This window comes from Mesorhizobium sp. WSM3862 (assembly GCF_002294985.1).
Lineage (GTDB): Bacteria > Pseudomonadota > Alphaproteobacteria > Rhizobiales > Rhizobiaceae > Mesorhizobium.
Map to the genome: position 1 here is coordinate 199,592 of NZ_NSGE01000005.1, position 17,312 is coordinate 216,903.

The 17,312-nt window shown below is 63.0% G+C and carries 17 protein-coding genes and 1 pseudogene; 5 read left to right on the forward strand and 13 right to left on the reverse strand.

All coding sequences use genetic code 11. The annotated features are described in order from the left end of the window. Nucleotides 1-30 precede the first annotated feature (30 nt). Both CK224_RS16640 and CK224_RS16645 read left to right on the forward strand, forming a co-directional pair. Nucleotides 31-1,272, forward strand: a complete 1,242-nt coding sequence (locus CK224_RS16640; protein ID WP_095782500.1) for an ROK family transcriptional regulator — start codon at nt 31-33, stop codon at nt 1,270-1,272. A 15-nt stretch (nt 1,273-1,287) separates the two neighbouring features. After that, a complete protein-coding gene (locus CK224_RS16645) occupies nt 1,288-1,650 on the forward strand; it encodes a hypothetical protein (protein WP_095782501.1) in 363 nt (120 codons plus the stop codon). Here the strand turns inward: CK224_RS16645 and phoB are convergent. The 7 genes from phoB to CK224_RS16680 form a co-directional block, all read right to left on the reverse strand. Beyond that, entirely contained in the window at nt 1,647-2,336 is a 690-nt protein-coding gene (phoB, locus tag CK224_RS16650) for a phosphate regulon transcriptional regulator PhoB (protein ID WP_010911896.1), read from the reverse strand. The two genes, CK224_RS16645 and phoB, sit on opposite strands and share 4 nt — an antisense overlap. A 19-nt stretch (nt 2,337-2,355) precedes the next feature. After that, on the reverse strand, nt 2,356-3,060 hold the full coding sequence (gene phoU, locus CK224_RS16655; protein ID WP_095782502.1) for a phosphate signaling complex protein PhoU: 705 nt from the start codon (nt 3,058-3,060) through the stop codon (nt 2,356-2,358). Nucleotides 3,061-3,080: 20 nt separating this feature from the next. Beyond that, a complete protein-coding gene (gene pstB / locus CK224_RS16660; RefSeq protein ID WP_067002093.1) occupies nt 3,081-3,884 on the reverse strand; it encodes a phosphate ABC transporter ATP-binding protein PstB in 804 nt (267 codons plus the stop codon). Next, complete coding sequence (gene pstA / locus CK224_RS16665; RefSeq protein ID WP_067002090.1) at nt 3,881-4,732, reverse strand: phosphate ABC transporter permease PstA; 852 nt, start codon at nt 4,730-4,732, stop codon at nt 3,881-3,883. The genes pstB and pstA overlap by 4 nt, the downstream gene beginning before the upstream one ends. A 3-nt stretch (nt 4,733-4,735) precedes the next feature. Continuing rightward, nucleotides 4,736-5,722 (reverse strand): phosphate ABC transporter permease subunit PstC, encoded by a 987-nt coding sequence (gene pstC / locus CK224_RS16670; protein ID WP_067002087.1) that lies wholly within the window; start codon nt 5,720-5,722, stop codon nt 4,736-4,738. Nucleotides 5,723-5,786: 64 nt separating this feature from the next. Beyond that, entirely contained in the window at nt 5,787-6,845 is a 1,059-nt protein-coding gene (gene pstS / locus CK224_RS16675) for a phosphate ABC transporter substrate-binding protein PstS (RefSeq protein WP_067002085.1), read from the reverse strand. 517 nt (nt 6,846-7,362) lie between these two features. Continuing rightward, nucleotides 7,363-10,740 carry a response regulator gene (locus CK224_RS16680; protein WP_245425969.1) on the reverse strand — a complete coding sequence of 1,126 codons (3,378 nt, stop codon included), beginning with the start codon at nt 10,738-10,740 and terminating at the stop codon, nt 7,363-7,365. 640 nt (nt 10,741-11,380) lie between these two features. On the opposite strand from CK224_RS16680, the gene CK224_RS16690 reads away from it, so the two are divergent. Beyond that, nucleotides 11,381-11,602 carry a hypothetical protein gene (locus CK224_RS16690; protein ID WP_067002082.1) on the forward strand — a complete coding sequence of 74 codons (222 nt, stop codon included), beginning with the start codon at nt 11,381-11,383 and terminating at the stop codon, nt 11,600-11,602. An 89-nt stretch (nt 11,603-11,691) separates the two neighbouring features. Here the strand turns inward: CK224_RS16690 and CK224_RS16695 are convergent, their stop codons facing one another. The 3 genes from CK224_RS16695 to CK224_RS16705 form a co-directional block, all read right to left on the reverse strand. Beyond that, nucleotides 11,692-12,081 (reverse strand): hypothetical protein, encoded by a 390-nt coding sequence (locus tag CK224_RS16695; protein ID WP_095782789.1) that lies wholly within the window; start codon nt 12,079-12,081, stop codon nt 11,692-11,694. A 254-nt stretch (nt 12,082-12,335) separates the two neighbouring features. Beyond that, nucleotides 12,336-13,238, reverse strand: a complete 903-nt coding sequence (locus CK224_RS16700) for a glutathione S-transferase family protein (RefSeq protein ID WP_095782503.1) — start codon at nt 13,236-13,238, stop codon at nt 12,336-12,338. A gap of 21 nt (nt 13,239-13,259) precedes the next feature. Further along, on the reverse strand, nt 13,260-13,841 hold the full coding sequence (locus CK224_RS16705; RefSeq protein ID WP_067319302.1) for a VOC family protein: 582 nt from the start codon (nt 13,839-13,841) through the stop codon (nt 13,260-13,262). A gap of 249 nt (nt 13,842-14,090) precedes the next feature. Here CK224_RS16705 and CK224_RS16710 point away from each other — a divergent pair, with 249 nt between their 5' ends. Beyond that, nucleotides 14,091-14,417 (forward strand): hypothetical protein, encoded by a 327-nt coding sequence (locus CK224_RS16710; protein WP_095782504.1) that lies wholly within the window; start codon nt 14,091-14,093, stop codon nt 14,415-14,417. Nucleotides 14,418-14,605: 188 nt separating this feature from the next. Here CK224_RS16710 and CK224_RS16715 read toward each other — a convergent pair whose 3' ends face one another. From CK224_RS16715 to CK224_RS16725, 3 genes and pseudogenes are all read right to left on the reverse strand, one after another. Next, complete coding sequence (locus CK224_RS16715; RefSeq protein WP_067002221.1) at nt 14,606-14,788, reverse strand: hypothetical protein; 183 nt, start codon at nt 14,786-14,788, stop codon at nt 14,606-14,608. A gap of 212 nt (nt 14,789-15,000) precedes the next feature. Next, nucleotides 15,001-15,602, reverse strand: a pseudogene (locus CK224_RS16720) (hypothetical protein). 19 nt (nt 15,603-15,621) lie between these two features. Beyond that, nucleotides 15,622-16,380: a DUF4142 domain-containing protein gene (locus tag CK224_RS16725; protein ID WP_095782505.1), complete on the reverse strand. Its 759-nt coding sequence runs from the start codon at nt 16,378-16,380 to the stop codon at nt 15,622-15,624. Nucleotides 16,381-16,794: 414 nt separating this feature from the next. Here CK224_RS16725 and CK224_RS16730 point away from each other — a divergent pair, with 414 nt between their 5' ends. Further along, entirely contained in the window at nt 16,795-17,247 is a 453-nt protein-coding gene (locus CK224_RS16730; RefSeq protein ID WP_067319306.1) for a YidB family protein, read from the forward strand. Nucleotides 17,248-17,312 lie beyond the last annotated feature (65 nt).

Below are 17,312 nucleotides of genomic sequence, written 5' to 3' on the forward strand. Positions count from 1 at the left end.
GAGAGGCCGCGCTGACTGGGAGGAGAAAAAATGTCGGTCGGAATCCGCCACGACGATCTGCGCCGGCGCAACCGCGCCATGGTGCTCTCGGCCGTGCGCCGGGCCGGCCAGCCGTCGCGCACGGAAATCGCCGCGACCACCGGGCTCAGCCATTCGACCATTTCGGCGATCTCTTCCGATCTGATCCAGGAAGGCATCCTGGCCGAGAGCAAGCCGAGCGAGACCGCGTCTCTGAAGCGCGGCCGGCCACAGGTGGGCCTCGCGCTCAAGCCTGAGGCGGCAGCGGTGGTAACGGTGGTGCTGTCGCTCAATTTCCTCTCGCTCGCCGTTATCGATTATGCGGGCCAGGTCATCGCCGAGGAGCAGCGCCGCCTCGATACCCTCACCATGCCGCGCAACGAGCTGATCGGCGAATGCTTGGCGATCGTGCGGCGCCGGCTGGACGATCCGGACCTCGACGTCGGCAGCGTCGCCCGCATCGCCATGGGCATCCAAGGCATCACCGATTCCCATGCCCGCACCATGCTATGGTCGCCGATCACGCCGCTGACCGACATTCCCTTCGCCGACATCCTGGAAAAGGAATTCGGCATTCCGGCCACCATGGAGAACGACTGCAACATGATGGCGGTGGCGCTGCAGTGGCGCGATCCCCACCGCTATCGCGACAATTTCATCGCCATTCTGCTCTCCCACGGCATCGGCATGGGACTGGTGCTGAAGGGCGAGCTGTTCACCGGCACACATTCTTCCGGCGGGGAGTTCGGCCACATGATCCATCGTCCGGGCGGCGCGCTCTGCCGTTGCGGTCGCCGCGGCTGCGTCGAGGCCTATGCCGGCAACTACGCCATCTGGCGCAGCGCCATGAAGATGAGCGAGGACGCCGAGCCGGTCGATGTCGGCGACGCCGACATGCGGGCGCTCGCCGCCAAGGCGCGCGAGACGGATGGCCCGGAGCGCGAGGCCTATCGCCGGGCCGGCGAGGCGCTGGGCTTCGGCCTTGGCAGCCTGTTCGCGCTGATCGACCCAGCGCCGGTCGCGATGGTCGGCGTAAGCGCCGCCGCCTTCGATCTGATCGAGCCGGCGCTGCGCGAGGCGATTGCCCAGACCGCCGGCGGCCAGCATTCAAACTCGATCTCCTTCGATACCGAGCCGAACGAATTGCCGCTGATCCGCGAAGGCTGCGCCATGCGCGCGCTGACCTTCGTCGACCAGGAGATCTTCGCCTCGGGCGTGCAGGCGAGAAGCGGTGCGGGGAAGAATGTCGCCTGAGGCCGACGAGTGCCTATGGTGAAGAGCTACAAGAACCGGCTTGGCGTAACCTATTATCTGCCTGACTTCGGCCCTCCCGCTCGCTGGCTCATGAGTGTCACGCCTGGGGGCGCGGATTTGCCAACCCTGTACTATTTCGAATGCGATGCACAGAATCTTGGTCGTCGGGCAATACACATATACGCCGATGGCCGCATGCTCCTCGCATATCCCGGAGGCCTCGACGGCGACCACTTGCCCGAGGGGGAGCTGCCTACGGTGGAAGAGGCCGAGCACGATGGTTTGCAAACCCGCGAGATTGCCAAAGCGGAGTTCGACGCGCTTTGGGCTGCACTGTCTCGCCTGGAAGGCACGGATGAACTCCGGGCCGGCGGCTAATCTTCCCTGATCGCGTAGCCCGCCCCGCGAATGGTGCGGATCACATCGGGCATCCGGCCGTTGTTGACCGCCTTGCGCAGGCGGCCGACATGCACGTCCACGGTGCGCTCGTCGATATAGATCGTCTCGCCCCAGACATTGTCGAGCAGCTGGCTGCGCGAGAACACCCGGCCGGGATGCCGCATCATGAATTCGAGCAGCCTGAACTCGGTCGGGCCGAGCCGGATCTCGCTCTTCTTGCGGTAGACGCGATGCGATTCGCGATCGAGCACGATGTCGCCGACCTTGAGCACGCTGGACAGCACCTCCGGCTTGGCGCGGCGCAGCAGCGCCTTGACCCTGGCCATGAATTCCGGCGTCGAGAACGGCTTGACCAGATAGTCGTCGGCGCCGGTCGAGAGGCCGCGCACCCTGTCGCTTTCCTCGCCGCGCGCGGTCAGCATGATGATCGGCAGGCGTTCGGTCTCGGGCCGCATCCTGAGGCGCCGGCAAAGCTCGATGCCGGACACCGCCGGCACCATCCAGTCGAGCACCAGAAGGTCGGGCACATTCTCCTGCAGGCGGATCTCGGCCTCGTCGCCGCGCGTCACCACCTCGACCTGATAGCCCTCGGATTCGAGGTTGTAGCGGAGCAGCACCCCCAGCGGCTCCTCGTCCTCCACCACCATGATGCGTGGCGCGATCATTTAGCAGGCACCTTCGCTGTCAGGCCGCCGGCGCCGACATCGCCGTCTCGTCCTGCTTAGGACGATTCGCGGGCAATTGCGTGCCGGTCAGCACATAGTAGGCGTTCTCGGCGATGTTGGTGACGTGGTCGCCGATGCGCTCCAGATTCTTGGCGCAGAACAACAGATGCGTGCAAGCCGTGATGTTGCGCGGATCCTCCATCATGTAGGTCAGGAGCTCACGGAAGACGGAGGTGTATTTGACGTCGATGCGCTCGTCGTCGTTGCGGAGCTTGGCGAGCGCCGTGGCGTCGCCGGCCGCGTATTCCTCGATCACGCCCTGGACCTGGATCAGCACCAGCTGCGCCATCGAGTCGATTGAGTGCGAAAGGTCGCGCGGCGCGGCGCTGATGCCGACCGAGCCGACGCGCTTAGCGATGTTCTTGGCAAGGTCGCCGATGCGCTCAAGATCGCCGGCCATCCGGATGGCGCCAACGACGCTGCGCAGGTCGTCGGCCATCGGCTGGCGTTTGGCAATCAGCGTGATGGCGCGATCGTCGAGCTCGCGTTGGCGCGCGTCCATGATGGCATCGTCGGAGACCACGCGCTGCGCCAGCGCGTTGTCGGAATTCAGCAGAGCCTTGGTCGACGCGCCGACCATCGAGCCGGCAAGATCGCCCATGTCGCGGATGAGCTGGCTGATCTGCCTCAGATCCTCGTCGAAGGAAGCGACCGTATGGGCCATGTTTATGTCCTCGTATGAACTCAGCCGAAGCGGCCGGTGATGTAGTCCTGCGTGCGCTTCTCGCGGGGCGAGGTGAAAATCTTTTCGGTCCGGTCGAATTCGATCAGCTCGCCGAGATACATGAACGCGGTCTGCCGCGAGACGCGCGCGGCCTGCTGCATGTTGTGGGTGACGATCACGATCGTGTAGTCGGCCTGTAGCTCGTCGATCAGCTCCTCGATCTTGGCGGTCGACAGCGGATCGAGTGCCGATGCCGGCTCGTCGAGCAGGATGACCTCCGGCTTCACCGCCACGGTGCGGGCGATGCAGAGCCGCTGCTGCTGGCCGCCCGAAAGGCTCTGGCCACTGGCGTTGAGCTTGTCCTTGACCTCGTTCCACAGCGCGGCGCGCTTCAGCGCCTGTTCGACGCGATTGTCCATCTCGGCCTTGCTTATCTTCTCATACAGCCTGACGCCGAAGGCGATGTTCTCGTAGATCGACATCGGGAACGGCGTCGGCTTCTGGAACACCATGCCGATCTTGGTCCTGAGCAGGTTGAGGTCCTGCGAGCGGTCGAGGATGTTCTTGCCGTCGAGCAGCACCTGGCCTTCGGCGCTCTGCTTCGGGTAGAGCTCGTAGATGCGGTTGAGCACGCGCAGCAGCGTCGACTTTCCGCAGCCCGAAGGTCCGATGAAGGCGGTGACGCTGCGCTCGGGCAGCGACAGGTTGATGTCCTTCAGCGCCTTCGACTGGCCATAGTAGAAGTTGAGGTTCTTGACTTCGATCTTGGCCTTCTCGGCGGTCGTCTCGGCTACGTTCAGGTCGGTGGACAACATCGGTTTCATCTGTCCTCTCTGCGTCCGGTAAGGCTGCGGGCGAAGATGCTCAGCCCGAGAACCGTCAGGGTGATTATGAGTGCGCCCGTCCAGGCCAGTTGCTGCCATTCCTCATAAGGGCTCAGCGCAAACTGGAAGATGGTCACCGGCAGGCTGGCCATCGGCGCGTTGAGATTGCTCGACCAGAACTGGTTGTTGAGCGCGGTGAAGAGCAGCGGCGCCGTCTCGCCCGAAATGCGGGCGATCGCCAGCAATATGCCGGTGACGATGCCGGACAGTGCGGCGCGATAGGCGACCGAGCGGATCACCACCCAGCGCGGCGCGCCGATGGCGGTGCCAGCCTCGCGCAGCGCGTTGGGCACAAGGTTCAGCATGTCCTCGGTGGTGCGCACTACCACGGGGATCACCAGGATCGACAGCGCCACCGCGCCGGCGATCGCCGAGAAATGACCCATCGGCCGCACCATCAGCTCGTAGACGAACAGGCCGACGATGATCGACGGCGCCGACAACAGGATGTCGTTGATGAAGCGCACCACCGTGGTGAGGCGCGAGAAGCGCCCGTACTCGGCCATATAGGTTCCGGCGAGCACGCCGATCGGCGTGCCGACGACGATGCCGATCACGGTCATCACGATGCTGCCGTAGATGGCGTTGAGCAGGCCGCCGGCGTCGCCGGGCGGCGGTGTCATTTGCGTGAACACCGAAAGCGAGAGCCCCGAGAGCCCCTTATAGAGAAGGGCGCCGAGGATCAGCGCCAGCCAGACGAGGCCGATGCCCGCCGCTATGGTGCACAGCGCCATCATCACGGCGTTCTTGCGCTTGCGGCTTCGGTGGAGCGATGCGGCTGTCGACATCGGTCAGGCTCCCGTGCGGCTATCGATGCGCAACAGCATGTAGCGTGCGAGCGCGAGGATGATGAAGGTGATGATGAACAGGATCAGTCCGAGCGCCACCAGTGAGGACGTGTAAAGCTCGCCGTCGGCTTCGGTGAATTCGTTGGCGATGGTCGCCGAGATCGTCGTGCCGGGCGCAAACAGCGAGGCGCTGATGCGGTGCGCGTTGCCGATGACGAAGGTGACGGCCATCGTCTCGCCGAGCGCGCGGCCAAGACCGAGCATGACGCCGCCCATGATGCCGACCCGCGTATAGGGGATGACCACACGCCGGGTCACTTCCCAGGTCGTGCAGCCGATGCCGTAGGCCGATTCCTTCAGCACCGCTGGCACCGTGTCGAACACGTCCTTGGTGATCGAGGTGATGAAGGGCAGCACCATGATGGCCAGGATCAGCGACGACGTCAGCAGGCCGATGCCGTAGGGCGGACCGGCAAACAGGCTGGCGAGACCCGGTATGCCGTGGAAAAGATTGATGATGAACGGCTGTACCGTCGTCTGCAGGAATGGCGCGAAGACGAACAGGCCCCAGATGCCGTAGATGATCGAGGGAATGCCGGCGAGCAGCTCGACCGCGATACCGATCGGGCGCCTGAGCGGGCGCGGGCAGAGCTCGGTCAGGAAGACGGCGATGCCGATGCCGATCGGCACGGCAATGAGGATGGCGATGGCCGAAGTGACGACGGTGCCGTAGATGGGCGCGAGCGCGCCGAAATTCTCGGTCACCGGATTCCAGGATTCAGTCGTCAGGAAGGAGAAGCCGAACTTCGACAGCGCCTCCCACGAGCCGGCGATCAGCGAGACCGCGACGCCGCCCAGAAGAACCAGCACGAGTATGGCGGAGAGACGCGTGACCGTTCGGAAGATCGTGTCGGTCAGGGCGAAGCGGCGCACCGTCGCTTCCCTGGTCCGTATGGCGGACGATGTCACGGCTTCGGAAACGGCTGTCATTTCGCCCCTCGCATTTCGAAAGAGACAGGAGGGCGCCAGCGGCGCCCTCCTTATTCCGTAGGAATTACATGCCGGAGTAGAGCGGCTTGCCGTTGCTGTCGACGATGTCCTTGCTCCACATTTCCTCGACGCTCTTCACGACCGCGTCGGGCATCGGAACATAGTCCAGCTCGGCGGCCATGTCGTCGCCCTTGGCGTAGGACCAGGCGAAGAACTTGAGTGCTTCGGTGGTGGCCGCCGCATCATCGGGCTTCTGGTAGACGAGGATCCAGGTCGCGGAGGTCATCGGCCAGCTTTCAGCACCAGCCTGGTTGGCCAGAATGACGCCGTAGCCAGGCTTGGAGCTCCAGTCGGCATTGGCTGCAGCGGCCGAGAACGCGGCAGCGGTCGGCTCTACCTTCTTGCCGTCCTTATTGATCAGGTCGGTATAGGTGAGCTTGTTCTGCTTGGCATAGGCATACTCGACATAGCCGATCGCGCCACCGGTCTGCGCGACGTTGTTGGCGACGCCTTCGTTGCCCTTGGCGCCGATGCCCACCGGCCACTCGAGCGCGGTATTGACGCCGACCTTCGACTTCCAGTCGGCGCTGACTTCGGCCAGATAGTAGCTGAAGTTGAACGTGGTGCCCGAGCCGTCCGAACGGTGGACGACCGCGATCGCCTGGTCGGGCAGCTTGACGTCGGGGTTGAGCTTCTTGATCGCCTCGTCGTTCCAGTTGGTGATCTTGCCGACGAAGATGTCGGCCAGCGTCGGGCCGTCGAGCACCAGTTCGCCCGGCTTGACACCTTCGAGGTTGACGACCGGAACGATGCCGCCCATCACCATCGGGAACTGCGCGAGCCCGGTCGACTTGAGATCCTCGCCCTTGAGCGGCGCGTCCGAGGCGCCGAAGGTCACGGTCTTGGCCTTGATCTGCTTGATGCCGCCGCCGGAGCCGATCGACTGATAGTTGAGACCGATGCCGGTCTCCTTTTTGTAGGCGTCGGCCCACTTGGCATAGATCGGATAGGGGAAGGTAGCGCCGGCACCGGAGATGTCGGCCGCCATAGCGGCGGAGAGGGAAAGCGTGGATGCCGCAGCCATTGCAATCGCAACGGCCGCCGAGCGGATGAAATGTCTCATGTGGCCTGCTCCTGTTCGGAATATGGTCTTTCGGCAACCCTTGTCTATCGGCGCCTGGTGAGCGCAATAGACTTCGATTATTACAGTCGCATGACAGTTTCGTGTCAGCCCGGTAACGCCTGAACAGGGATGCCTGGGGGGCCTGCGGCCGCCATTTGCGGACCGAGCCGAAGTTTGCCGCGGGAATCAGCAGCTTGTCCGACTTTTGAATCAAAAATTATCCCGGCGGCGGGGATCTCCGGCCGCCGGGAAATAAAATCCGGACGAGAGCGCGTTGCCTGTGCGCCAGAGCGGATCATGGCCTGGCCATCGCCGAAAACAGGTCCGTTGGGGTAGAGTCGACGCTGTTCCTTGCCGGCGGTCGCTGCTCCCGCCCGTAACCGAAGGGCGGAATCGACAGCAGCCATTGTCCTGACCTGGCCTTCGTTTTGTATGGTGCGATCACACCATATGTCTGCGTTGGACGCAGATGACGGGCCTCGTCGACGACGCCGTGAACGGCCGCGCAGAAAGGCTGTTATCCGGCGCTGCGGCGAACTTCCGCGTCCGACCCGAGCCATCTTTCGAGCTTCTCGAGCAGCGCCTTCGGGCTGATCGGCTTCGGCAGGTAATCGTCCATGCCGGCTTCCAGGCAGCGCTCGCGGTCGCCCTTCAGCGCATGCGCGGTGACGCCGACGATCGGCACATGCGTGCCCATCTCGGCTTCGAGCCGGCGGATGGCCGCGGTCGCCTCCAGGCCGCTCATCTCGGGCATCGACACATCCATCAGGATCATGCGCGGGTTAAGCCTGCCGAAGGCGTCCAGCGCCTTGCGGCCGTTGCCGACGATTTCGAACTGGTATCCGGTCTCGCCCAGGATTTGCGTGAACACCATCTGGTTCACCTCGTTGTCCTCGGCGACGAGAATGTCGAGCCCGGCCTCCGCGCCGGCCAGGCGTGGACGGGCACGCGCCGGCGGCGGCTGCAGCAGGACGCGATCGGCCACCGTCGCCTGCGCCGTGGATGCCTGCGGCGCGCCGGCCGCAGTCTCGACGCCGCCGATCAACGGCGGGTGGATGGCCGCCGTGCTGTGGCGATGACGCTGGATGGTGGCGACCAGCGTCTCCAGCAAGATCGAGGAGCGCGCCGGCTTGATCAGCTGCGCATCGATGCCGAGATCGCGGTAGGCGGCGCTGGCGAGCGACTGGTCGACCGAGGTCAGCATGATGATCGGCGTGTGCGCGAGGCCGGCGGTGTTGCGCACGATGCGCGCCATTTCGGCGCCCGTCATGCCCGGCATCTGGTAGTCGAGCACGACACAGTCGACAGGCACGCCGTAAGCGGCAGCCGCAATCAGCACCTTCAGTCCCTCGGCGCCGCTTTCGGCCGCGCAGGAATCGAAGGTCCACGAAGCCATCTGCTCGCTGAGGATCGCGCGGTTGACGGCATTGTCGTCGACGATCAGCACGCGCGCGCCGGTCACGTCGACCGGCATGATCCGCTGCCCGCCTCGCTCGGCCCGCGGCAGCGTGACGGTGAACCAGAATGTCGAGCCCTTGCCCTCGGCGCTGTCGACGCCGATCTCGCCGCCCATCAGTTCGACCAGCCGCGAGGTGATGGCAAGGCCGAGCCCGGTGCCCTCGTGCCGTCTTGTCGAGGAGGTGTCGACCTGGCTGAATTTCTCGAACACCAGCTTCAGCTTGTCTTCGGGAATGCCGATGCCAGTATCGGTGACCGAGATGGCGAGCTTCGTCCCCGACGGAACGCGCTCGCCGGTCACGTCGACCAGCACATGGCCCTTGTCGGTGAACTTCACCGCATTGCCGAGAAGGTTGGTGACGATCTGCCGAATCCGGCCGACGTCGCCGACGAACTGCCCGTCGAGCCCGGGCTGGACGCGAACGATGAGCTCGAGGTCCTTTTCCTTGGCGCGCGTCGACACCAGCGTCGCCACATCCTCGATCGCCTCGGCAAGGTTGAATGGCGCCGGGTCGAGCACGAGTTGGCCGGCGTCGATCTTGGAGAAGTCGAGGATGTCGTTGATGATGGTGAGCAACGCGTTGCCCGATTTGACGATGATGTCGGTGAACGTCCTCTGCTTTGGGTCGAGGTCCGACTTTGCGAGCAACTCGGCCATCCCGAGCACGCCGTTCATCGGCGTACGGATCTCGTGGCTCATATTGGCGAGGAACTCCGACTTGGCGCGGTCGGCAAGCACGGCGCGCCGGCGCGCCTCGCTGAGTTCGGCCTCGCGCTGTTTCAGTTCCGTTATGTCCGTGGTCGACCCGATCAGATAGAGCGAACCGTCCGACGCGATCATCGCGCCCTTGCGCGCGAACTGGTGACGCACGCTGCCGTCGGGCAGTGTCACCCGTTCTTCGATCTCCTGCGTCTCGCCGGTGCGCAGCACCGCCAGGTCGCCGGTGACGAAAGCTTCGCCGTCCGCGCCGAAGATCTCGACATCGGTCTTGCCGATCGCCTCTTCCTGGCTGAAGCCGGTAAGATCGCACCAGCCCTTGTTGACGTAGAATTGCCTTAGATCCGAACGCTTCGCGTAGATCGACACCGGCACGTTGTCGATCAGGTTGCGGAACACCTCGTTCTCGCTCATGCTTTCCTTGAGCGCCCGCTCGCGCGCCTTGACCTCGGTGATGTCGGTGCTGGAACCGACCAGATGCACCGATCCGTCGGTCGCGACGAGGCGGCTCTTGCGCGTCATCAGCTGCCGCACCGTGCCGTCGCGATGGCTGACAGGCTCCTCGACTTCGCGCCCCTTGCCGGTCGCGATGACCTCGGCATCGTCATGGCTGTAGCTTTCGGCGTCCTCGCAGCCGAAAAGCTGCCGGTCCGTCTTGCCGATGACGTCTTCCTTGGCAATGCCGGTCAGCGCGCACCAGGCCTTGTTGACGAACTCGATCGTAAGATCCTCGGCCTTGATAAACGCCGCCACCGGCAATTCGTCCATGACATGCCGGTAAAGGTCGATCTGCCGCATCGACTCGCGCAGCGCCTTCTCGCGGGCCTTGAGATCGGAAATGTCGACGCGCACCCCTATGAATGTGCCGTCGTCCGCTCTCATGTCGTAGACCTGGGACCAGCGACCGTCGGGATTGAGCCGTTCATAGGACGAATTGGGCAGGTGGTAACGCTTCAGCATGGTGTCGAGCCAGCGTTCTTTGTCGACACCATAGAGATTGTCGATCTCGACGTCGCCGCTCGACCGGAAATAGCCGGCGGAATGACCGAGAGCGAGCGCCTCGCGTAAGGTGCGGCCCGGCTGCCAGGCCGGCTTCAGCGCCGGCAAACTGTCATGCAGCTTGCGGTTGGCGAAGACGAATTCATCGTGGCGGTCATAGATGATGACGCCGGCCGGCAGCGACTCCAGCACCGTGGCGAGATTCTTGCGCGCATCCTCTGCCTCGGTCTCGCGATGCTTCATGTCGGTGATGTCGACATAGGAGATCAGACGCTTGCCGCCGGCAAGCGGTGCCAGCGAGGCGATCAGCACGCGGCCGTCATTGCGCGGCAACTGCCTGGAACCGGCAACGCCTGCCCGGATTTCGGCCTCGCGCTCGGCGATGTGGCGTTGCCAGCCCACCTCGTCGGCACCATAGGGGTCGGCGTCGCGGCTGGCCTCCATCAGCTCGCGGAAGCCGCAGCCGGCAGTGGCGCGAAGCGGATCGATCTTCCAGAAGTCGTAGAAGGCGCGGTTGATGATCTCCGCCCTGAGGTCGGCATCGAGGACAATGACGCCGATCGGCATCGAATCGACCATCAGGCGAAGATTGGCAAGCGCTTCCGAGGTCGCGGCCGCATGCTGATCGGGGGCGCGGGGGACCGCCGCCTCGCCGCGCTCGACCGCGCCTTCGAAAGAACGGGCGGCGCCCATCTCGAAAGTACCGTCCCTATCCGCCATCCCTACCCCCAGGCCGAACCCTCCCGGTTCGTCGGCGGAATGTGCCCGACAAGCATTAACGATCGGCTAACCTTAACGATTCGCACCCGAACACGCCCGATGCCGTTAACGGGTTTTAGGCGGACGCCGGTCCGACCTCGCTGCGGTAATCCGTCCGTTGGCGAACCCACCGCTGCCGGGCTATAAAATCGGTGGGGGTATAGCTGATGCTTGGTCGAATGCTGACTTTTGTTCTCTGTCCGGCGCTGCTCGCGGCAAGCGGCTGCACGCGCAGCGACGACGGAACCGTCATCATTCCAAGCCGGATGGACGTCAGGCGCATTTGGGACAAGGCCCCGCCAGGAACAACAGCTTCGCGGCAGATCGCGACGGACGTATTTCCTCAGCCGCCGAGCGCCCCGGTGAGTTCCCCCAGTCGAAGACGTGTTTCGACGGCCCCTTCCTTTCAGCCGGATTTGGCTGATGCGTCCTCCCAGCCACAGAAGGCGCTCGCCTGCCGGAATGTCAGCGAACCCGGTAAGCGCTATCGCGTCGTCTGCGAGTAGCCTCGTAGCTACGATAAGATCGCGTGTTTCCTCACTGCGCGTGAAACCTTTGTGTGGTGTCTGGCGTTATCGGCGCAGCACGAAGGGGAGCGAAGATGTCTGTTCATTTCACCGTCTCAGGCCTAACGAGAAACCTGATCCATTCGCTTGGACTGGATCACGAGCGGGCCCCGAGGCGTCTGACACCCGAGCAAAATCTATTGCTGGAATGCTATCTGGCCGGACAAATTCCGGAATCGGCCTGGAGCGACTATGTCTTCGAGATGCCGCAACTGGAAAAACACGCCAATGCCCGCCGCGGGCGCAATCCGGCGTAGCGCTGTCCAGCAGCAAAGCGCCTCTTAGAAAGCATAGCCGTGTTTTCTATTGGAAATCGGCGAAGGCGAAACTGGGCAACTTGGCAGTTCTACTGCTGAATTGCTTTGGCGTTGTCCTTCGGCGAATTGAACTGAAGCGTAAAGATCTTCCCGGGAATTCCTTTGGCAAGCTCCGGCGAAAAGCTGAGCGGCAGGCAGTTCCGCAGGGCGACGGTCGCCGCGTCGACATAGGCCTGACGCGCCTTGTCATCGCCGTTGACCTTGATGGCCGTTGGCTTCGGCGGGCCGATCAGCGTGCCGTCGCGCTTGAAGCTGAAACTCAAGGTGACCGAGGCAGTTCCGGCTTCGGCCGGCGGCGTCCAGCACGCCTGCAGCGCGGCGCCGACCTCGTTCATCGTGTTGAGCGATGCGGCATCTGCCGGAAAAGGCATCGCCAGCAGCGCGCCTGCGATCGCTGAAAGTCTAGCCGTGCTTCTCATGGCTTTGTCCTCGCCGCTTTCGCCCGTTCGCATGGTACGATCAACGACGCGGATGACAATAGAATTTCAACCGCGCCGGCACCCGATAAAATCATGCTGCCGTGACGCTGGCGCGCCGGCGGAAAAGCAAAAAGGCCGGCGCTGAGCCGACCTTTCCTTCTCCTCGGCAATCGCGCCAGTACATCCGTGGTCGCAGCGAGGACCGAGACACTAGACAAGGGTTTGGTTAACGAAACCCTAACCTCGCACATTTCTTAAGCAGTGGCCTGAGCCTTCACATGGGCGATGTAGCCGCGCACGTCACCGGCCGGTTCAGCATAGGCCTTGCCGAGCTTCTTCTCGATCGCAGCCATATAGTCCTTCGCCCAGTTAGGCAGCGCATAGTCGATGACCGCCAGAAACTCCAGTGTCGCCGCCAGACGGATGTCGGCGATCGACGGGTTGTTGCCGCCGATGAAAGGCTTGCCGTCCCTGAAGAAACTATGAAAGACCTCCAGCGGCTCGGCGATTGCGGCGATGGCAGCCTTTTGCGCCTCCGATTTCTTGTCGGGATGGGCATCGCTGTGGCCGACCTCGCCGGCATATTGCGGAAAGCCAAGTGCCGGATAAGTGGCCCTGGCCACATAGGGATAGAGCGTTCCGACCAGGTAGAACATGGCGCTGTCGACCATCGCCCGCTTGGCCGGCGCCTTCGGATAGAACTTGTCCAGCCCATGCTTGTTGGCGAGGTACTGCATGATTGCGCAGCTTTCCCAAAGCACGCCTCTGGGAAGTCCTTTGTCCTCGATCATCGGAGTCAGATGCGCCGGGTTCCGCGCCAGGAATTCTGGCGTGCGCGTCAGGCCCCAGGCGTCGGTCTCGGCATGGTCGAGCCCGGCCGCTCGCGTGAACACCCGGACCGTCATGTTGTTGACGCTGGGCCTAAGCATGCTGAGCTTGACCGCGGGCTTCTTCGCCGGCTTCGCCTTGGCTTTAAGTGCTGCCTTTGCCGTTGCTTTAGGCGCGGCTTTTGCCGTCGCTTTAGGCGCGGCTTTTGCGGCCGGCTTGACTGCTTTGGCCGACATCTTGGCCGCAGTCACCTTTGCCGCCGGCTTTGCCATCTTCGCTGCCGGCTTGGCGGCGGCTTTCTTCGTTCCCTTCGTTGCAGCCTTTGCCATCTGGTCCTCCCTCTGACCTGTTCAGTATGGATTTTTCGCCGCCCGGTTCTCGGACAATGTTTCGCGCGATCGCTCGACCAGCGCCTGGATGGCGTCGGCAAGGTGCGCCTCGGCGATATTGTAGTCGCCGCGCGCAACGCGGATCTTGTGCGCCGCCATCAGCACGTCGGCATGGCTGAAGCCCGCGGGCGGCTCGAACCGGTAGGAGGCAAGCTCGATCAGCAGCCCAAGCGGATCCTCGAAATAGATCGAATCCATGAAGCCGCGATCCTTGACGCCGCTGTGCTTGATGGCGCGCTCGTCGAGCCGGCCGACTGCCTGCAGGAACGTCACGCGCGACACCGAGAACGCGATGTGGTGGACACAGCCCGTATCGGTCGGTGTGCGCCGCTTGACCGGGCTGCGGCTCTCGTCGGTGAAGACCGTGATCAGCCGGCCATCGCCCGGGTCGAAATAGAGGTGGCTTTCGCTCGCTTTGTCGAGATTGGGCTGCTCGAAGATGAATGGCATGCCGAGCACGCCTTCCCAGAAATCGATGGAGGTCTGGCGATCGGCGCCGACCAGCGTGATGTGATGGACGCCTTGCGACTGCAGTTTTTGCATTGGCTCCTCCCGGCGCCGCCGCGCCTGCCGCCGGACGATGTGGTCAGGCAGCCTTTAAATCGGCGCCCGGCAGGCGACCGCCACACGGCTTCCCCTTGGTTCCGCAATCCGCATCCTGCTGGATCGCGGCCGAAACTTTGATTATCGGATGCTAATTCAATCCGAGGCGTTGCGCCAGAAGCGGCGCGCAGCATCGCACCAGCACGTCATCGCCGGCCGCAAGGAGGATGCGCAAGGCTCTGCTGCACCATGATCGAGGGCCGGCCGGGCCAGCGGAACCGCCTGCCCGACACCGCCGTTTACAACCATGGCATTGGCCGACGACATCCAAATGGCGTTCTGCAGGCCGAGCAGCACATCAAGCGCCAGCGCGCGCGCATCGCTGCGCTAAAGCGCTGTCGGTGGCCGCGAGGCGAGGCGTCCAGCTTTCTGCAGTTGCTTGAAGACGCCCAATCGATCCACCTGCATCAGCTGTCGCTGTTGTTGGAGAGGGCGTCTCGTGAACGGACCCGAGCCGGCATTTTAGACTTGGCCGCTTGGTTCAGTGTCGGCAGCCTGCGGAAGCCTTATTTGTAGACCGTCCTTGAGGGCGCCCGAAATGGCGCCACCGCTACGCTTTCACGTCGCCGATCAGCGAAGCTTCTCAGCGATAGCGGCGACACTCACGCCGTCCTCGCGCCGCATGGCTCCTCATGGTAGCCCGCTCTCGGGTGTTACTACCCGCAGCGCGGACACTCTCTCAATCTACCTTCGAAGAAGAAGCACTACTCCGACTTCGCCGGGGTTTCTTTCTTGATTTCCGTCGATGTTGACGTGTCGGACTTGTCAACACTCGCCGTCTGCTGCGCGTCGACTGAGGCTTGATCCTTCGCGTGTGCCGGGCAATTGGCTGATGCTGCAGAGACGGACAGGCCCAGCGCTAAGATCGTTCCGAGGAAGGCTTTCATCATCATCCTCCTTTTGGCAAGTGACATAGCGTAACCCGCGCGTTGCGCGCCGCAAAATCACTTTTCACTCCCCGCATCACAGCTGGCTCGCGCGTCGAGGCCGCAGAGAACTTTATTGAGCGGATGACCGAACTCGGTTGCTCCAGCATGGAGGCGCTGTCTACGCGCCAGAGCGTGAAGCCCCCAGGCCTTTCGCCTGGGGGCGAATATGGTCAAACGCGATTTGCGTAGCGCGCTCGATCGCGTTCGATCTCGTCGGCGGTGTAGTTTTCGGCGCCAGCGTCAAAGCTCCTCCAACCGTCCGCTTCGTAGGCACTGCGGCGATCTTCCAAGTTCACTGATCTTGATTGGCCGAGGATGCTCTCGGCTTCGCCGGCCAACGCGTCGTCGACCCTGGCCGTGACCAACGTCCCGCCGCGGCGCACACCTTCGGCGTAGACATGAGCATCCCTTCCGGGACCCCGGAGTCGGTAAGGGCTCCGACGATGCCCCCGGCAGCCCCGCCGACAACTGCGCCCCCCAATGCGCCTGCAGCGGTAGCGGCGAGCCACCCTGCGGCGACAACAGGGCCCACGCCTGGGATAGCCATGATCCCAAGCCCCGTCAGCAACCCGCCGGCGCCGCCAATGAGGGCGCCCACACCGGCGCCGCCAGCCGCATCTTCGGCGGCATTCGAGCGATCATCTTGGTACCAGCCGGTCGAGTTATTGGCGACGATGCTGATGTCGGAATGCGGAACGCCGATGGCTTCGAGTTCACCGACGGCATCGGAAGCGTCCTCATAATTGTCAAATAGTCCGGTCACGGTTCTCATGGTTGAACTCCAATCCGTTTCAGTTGCTGCCGGCAACGACGTTGCCTTGATAATCGAGCGCCACGGTTGTCTTCTTTCCGTCCTTGGTGGCCTGACCGCGCCAGATGCCTTGATCGTCCTTGGTTAGCGCTGAGACATCCGAGAAGCCGGCATCCTGGATCCGGCTCTTGGCCTGGTCTTCGGTGAAGCTATTGGCGCCTGGCACCGGAGCAGCCGGATTTTTTGTGTCGGTCGTGGTGACGGCGGGAGTTGTCGAACTCGTCGTCGTGCCGGTTTCATCGTCCATGGTGGAAGCGATCTTCTCGATCATTTCCTTATGCATTTTGAGTGTGGGCAAGGTCTCCGATGCGAACGCCTTGAGCTGGGGATTGTCGCCATCCTTGGCGTAGTTCTCGAACAGCTCCACGGCATCCGCGTGCGCATCACGCTGCATCTGCACATAGGTCTTTTCGACCGGATCCTTGCCGTTCTGAAGGGCGTCGAGGTCGCTCTTGTGCTTGGCATCCGTCTCGGCGGGCACTTTGAGCTTCTGCTCGCCGGCAATCGTTTCGAGTTTTGCATTGGCCGCCCCATGATCGTCGATCATCTTTTGGGCGAAGTCTTTGACCGCCTGATCCTGGGCTTTGCCTTGGGCGATCTTACTCGACTCGACCTCGAACATGCCCCCGCTGGCAGCCTTGTCGACGAACCCCTGGGCATCGTCGGCGGCAAAGGCAGGCACTGCAAATGTGATGGCGGCGGCTGTGGTCAGCGCAACCAGTAGATGGCGATTTTTCATGGAGAAGTTCCTAGTTGGGCAGATGTGCTGCGAACCCAACAAGCGACCGACACCTTTGTTCCGAGCGCGGTTTGATTTAGCGAGGAGTACCGGCACTCTTTTCCCTAGGACCGGCTGCCGGTTTTCGGTCCCGCCACGCTCCTGAACAAAAGCCAATAGGGATCGCGGCCAGCAGGATTCTTTCAGTATGGCTTGTCGCCAGTGGCAAGCAGGTTGAAGGGGGTGCCACCGGAGATTTTTGCGGCTTTCCGAGCGGCCTTCGTCCAGGAGTTTATGCGTCTAAATCAAGCGGCTCGTGATCCAGCCTGTTGATTGCAAGATGACCTCACTTGCTGGCCTCTCGGCAAACTTTTCACGTTAGACGGAACCTTTGTGATCACCGGCTCTTCCCTTGTAATTACTGGGAGGCAATCAATGGCAAACCTGGGACGACTGGCTGTCGCCATATTGGGCATTCTCGCCTACCAAAATCGCGACAAGATCGGAGAGCTGCTCCGTGGCGCGGGAAATCGCGATCCAAACAGTCTGCAGGGAGGGATCTTGGATCAGCTGTCCAAAGGCGTATCGGGGACGGCGCTTGGGGATATTGTCGACCGCTTCAGAAATGCGGGAGCCGGTTCCAAGGTGGATTCTTGGGTTAGTAGCGGACCCAACCAGCCGATCGAGCCGAAAGAGGTCGAGGCGGCAATAGACGACGAAACACTGGCTTCTCTTTCAATGCAGACCGGCCTGTCCCGCGATGAGCTGATAGCCAGGATAACCAGGGACTTGCCCGAGGCGGTCAACAAGCTGACGCCCAATGGCGAACTGCCACCCGCGGGGCCCGACGATGTCACCCTGCTCGATCCGGTGCCACCACAGCGTTGATGGCGCGGCAAGGTCACACTCCAAGTCCGTCAGCGTTTGCGAAAAGCCTGTCTTGAGAAGCGCGA